The organism is Polaribacter sp. (assembly GCF_965656025.1).
Lineage (GTDB): Bacteria > Bacteroidota > Bacteroidia > Flavobacteriales > Flavobacteriaceae > Polaribacter.
Genome location: NZ_CBFHJT010000046.1, coordinates 6,665 through 10,329 on the forward strand (window position 1 = coordinate 6,665; position 3,665 = coordinate 10,329).

Consider the following 3,665-nt stretch of genomic DNA (forward strand, 5'->3'; position numbering starts at 1 on the left):
ACAAATCATAGTCTGATGTATAGTAATTATTCGTTGATAAATGTTGTTCATAAGGAGCAAAATAATCTGCTGCTGTTTGCGTATAATATCTAAAAGAAGGATATAAAGTGAATTTATCAGATATTTTTACTGGTAACTCTACACTTGCAGTATGAGATTGTAAGCCCCAATCATCAAAATAATAACGATAATACGTTCTAACCACAAATGTTTCATTAATATAATAGTTAAAACGCATCCCAATTGGAGTTTTAAACCTACTATTTGGCAATCTTTCTATATCATCTGCCAATTGAAAAACATCTTTATTTTTGCTGGATGTATAATTACTAATACTACTTGCGTTACCAATGTAATAATTTGCTAAATCTTTAAAGTACACACGTTGTAATGGGTTTGCCAGCCAACCTTGTTGATTTATAACATCTAAGAATATTGATATTTGTGCATTTTTACTTAGAATCTGTGAAAAACTTACAGATGCAGAATAAGTATTTCTTGCCTTATTTTGTATAACATTAAATTTACCATCTACAGGTTTCCAATTCGTACTTGCGTTACCATTTTGGTCAAGAATAGTTATTCCTGTGAAAAAACCTTGGTTTAAATTGCCATTAACTAATTTATAAGATTTTAATTCAGTGGGATAAACAGGGCTCCAATTGTCTAAATAAACTTTAGCGTTTATACCAAAAGTAGTATTTTTTTCGTTAAATTGTTTTAACAAACCACCTCCAAAACCTACAGATGTATAATCATATTCTGATGCAAATGAGGTGTTTGCATTCCAAATAAAAGTTCTATCATCTGAAGTGTGTGAATAATCTACATTTACAGTTGACCAAACATCAGTTTTTGATGCACCAGAGGAAGCAACCCATGGGCTACCAATAGTATTTGCTGCTTTAGCTCTACTTTTATCATCATATTCATCGTCATCATCGTCATCATATCTATTTCCAGAAGCTCCAGTACTATCGAAAGGATTTCCATTACTAGAAGAAGCAGAAGTATAGGCAGAAATACCTGCATCAATAGTTAATACATCATCTGCATTTAATGGCAAACTGATAATTATTGATGACGCTGCATCTGTTAAGAATTCATTACCTATACCTCCTGTAACAGATGCATTATCACCATTTTGCACATAGTAACTTGCTATAAAATCTACTTCAGTAGTTTCTAAAACACGTTTTTTGTAAACACTTGTAGAATCTTTTTGAGCGGTAATAGTTTGCATAAAAAAAAGTGTTATTAGAATAAATAAATATTTCATGGTCTCATTTTTAAAAAAATTAGTTACAGCCACAACCACCTCCAGATTTTCCACCATTTGCACCTGCAGCCCCTTCACGATATACATTAGCAATTGTGCCATATCTATCTACTTTTTTTTGAGCCAATACCATATCTGGGTCATTAATTTTTATTTTTTCATAATCTTTAACTGCAACACAAGAACTTGCAAAAAGAATTAAACCTAAAAAAACTAAACTTTTTTTAATCATTTTTTTATCGTATTTAATTGTATGTTTTTAGAGGTAATTATTTTATTGTTTTCATTAATAATAATACACTCTACACCTTTTAGTTGGTTTATGAAATTTAGACCAGTATCTACACCCATTACAAAAATTGATGTTGCCAAAGCATCTGCAAGTTCTGCTGTTTTTGTAAAAATAGTTACACTTAAAACACCTGTTGCAGGATAGCCTGTTCTTGGATCTATGATGTGTGTGTATAAAACATTATTAAATTTTACATATCTTTCATAGTTCCCAGAAGTTACTACTGCACTGTTAAAAACAGGCATCCAAGAAAATACTTTTTCTTTATTTAAAGGATTTACAATGGCAACTAACCAATCTTTTCCACTTGGTTGTTTTCCCCAGGTATTTAAATCTCCAGAAGCATTGATAATTCCAGAAACTACACCTTTTTTTTGTAATAAAGCTTTGGCTTTATCTGCTGCATATCCTTTTCCAATAGCACCAAAGCCAATTTTCATACCACTTAATTTTAAAAATACAGAGTGCTTTTTTTCATTTAAAATGATATTTTGATAACCTACTTTTGCAACAGATTTTTTAATTATTTCATCAGAAGGCATTTTGGTCATAGTTCCATCAAAAAACCAAACTTTATCCATAGAAGCATAACTAATGTCAAAAGCTCCATTTGTGAGTTTAGAAATTTTTAAGGCACGTTTTATCAACTGAAACAACTCATCATCTACAATTACTGGTTTTATACCTGCATTTCTATTTATTTTAGATGTTTGAGAATTTTTATCCCAAGAAGATATTAATTTTTCTATTCTAGTTATTTCTGCAATAGCCAAATCAATATTTTTATTTGCGCTTGTAGAATTATTATCTACTACTGTTATCTCAAAACGACTCCCCATAAGTTTAAGAGTTCGTTTGTATGGTTTTTGGGCTAAGACTGCTATTGAAAAAAGTAGAGTAAAAAAATGTATTATAGTTTTCAAAATAAATTGTTTTGTTAAATAATTAAACAAAAATGCTTAAGAGATTACCATTTACAGAGGTTTTATAAGTTTTTAAATTATTTGTACCCTTACTATTTAAACCACTACCAGTAGTATTAAAACGCGCTGAATGTTCTTTGCAATAGTATTCATTATTTCTAAAGATAATTTTATCTCTAGGTTCGTGACTACATCTAACTGTAGCTGCTACATAGTTACCATTTAAATCTTTTGCAACAACTATTCTATTTTTAATCAAGTAACCGCCATTCTTTTTTAAAGGATTTGAAGATGCTGCAGACAAATCTAATGTTAATAATGCACCAGTAACTGGGTCTGGGTCAATAGCAATATCATCTGGAAAAATATCTCCATTATCATTTGTACACCCTCCTAAACAAGACACTGCTATTGTAAATGCTGCACCTGCACCTAATGTTTTTAAAAATTCTTTACGTTTCATATTTACTTGTTTAATATTTATACAACTTAAATAGAAAAAACCCTACCTTAATATTTTAATTTTTATTTAATGAATGCATTTAACTCTTTAATATATTTTTCTGGAGTTGTTTTTTTGTAGCTTGTTTCTCCCAATACTTTTCCTGAACTGTCTAAAACTACCACAAAAGGGAAAATTCCATTTTTATTATATGTTTCAAATAATTTTCCATTTGCTTTTGCTTGTTCTTTCGGTAAAGCATTTTTCCTTTTTCTAGGAAAATCTGCTTGTAACATTATAAAATGTTTATCAGCATATTTTTTAAAGATTTCTGTACTCCAAATTTCGTGATCTAATTTAATACAAGGTGCACACCAGTCTGACCCTTGAAAAACTAGAATAATAGGTTTGTTTTCTTTTGTAGCAAATTCTTTTGCTTTTTCAAAATCTGTATTCCAATTTTGACTAAAGCTAGAAAATGATACCAATATTAAAATAAAAATTCCTGTTGTTAATTTCATAGTATAAGTTTTAGGTATTTTAAGAAATAAACTTCATTGTAAAGTTTTTACAATGAAGTTTAGAAAGAATTAATTCAAATAATTATTAATTTCCTCCTGTATTGTCGCCATCGCTTCCATTGTCATCATTATCGCTTCCATTATCATTGTCATTTCCATTGCCATTGTCGTTGTCATCATTGTCATCTCCATTGCCATTGTCGTTGTC

The 3,665-nt window shown here is 29.6% G+C and carries 5 protein-coding genes; all 5 read right to left on the bottom strand.

All coding sequences use genetic code 11. From position 1 onward, the window contains the following. The coding region (locus tag ACTG3S_RS09600; protein ID WP_439129145.1) for a DUF3570 domain-containing protein at positions 1-1,279 on the bottom strand (1,279 nt) is incomplete at its 3' end. A 19-nt stretch (positions 1,280-1,298) separates the two neighbouring features. Then, positions 1,299-1,511: a DUF4266 domain-containing protein gene (locus ACTG3S_RS09605; protein ID WP_439129146.1), complete on the bottom strand. Its 213-nt coding sequence runs from the start codon at positions 1,509-1,511 to the stop codon at positions 1,299-1,301. Continuing rightward, positions 1,508-2,494 carry an FAD:protein FMN transferase gene (locus ACTG3S_RS09610; RefSeq protein ID WP_439129147.1) on the bottom strand — a complete coding sequence of 329 codons (987 nt, stop codon included), beginning with the start codon at positions 2,492-2,494 and terminating at the stop codon, positions 1,508-1,510. Before ACTG3S_RS09610 ends, ACTG3S_RS09605 begins: the two co-directional genes overlap by 4 nt. A 22-nt stretch (positions 2,495-2,516) precedes the next feature. After that, positions 2,517-2,957 (bottom strand): Rieske 2Fe-2S domain-containing protein, encoded by a 441-nt coding sequence (locus tag ACTG3S_RS09615; RefSeq protein WP_439129148.1) that lies wholly within the window; start codon positions 2,955-2,957, stop codon positions 2,517-2,519. 62 nt (positions 2,958-3,019) lie between these two features. Beyond that, complete coding sequence (locus tag ACTG3S_RS09620) at positions 3,020-3,457, bottom strand: thioredoxin family protein (RefSeq protein ID WP_439129149.1); 438 nt, start codon at positions 3,455-3,457, stop codon at positions 3,020-3,022. Between the last annotated feature and the right edge of the window lie 208 nt (positions 3,458-3,665).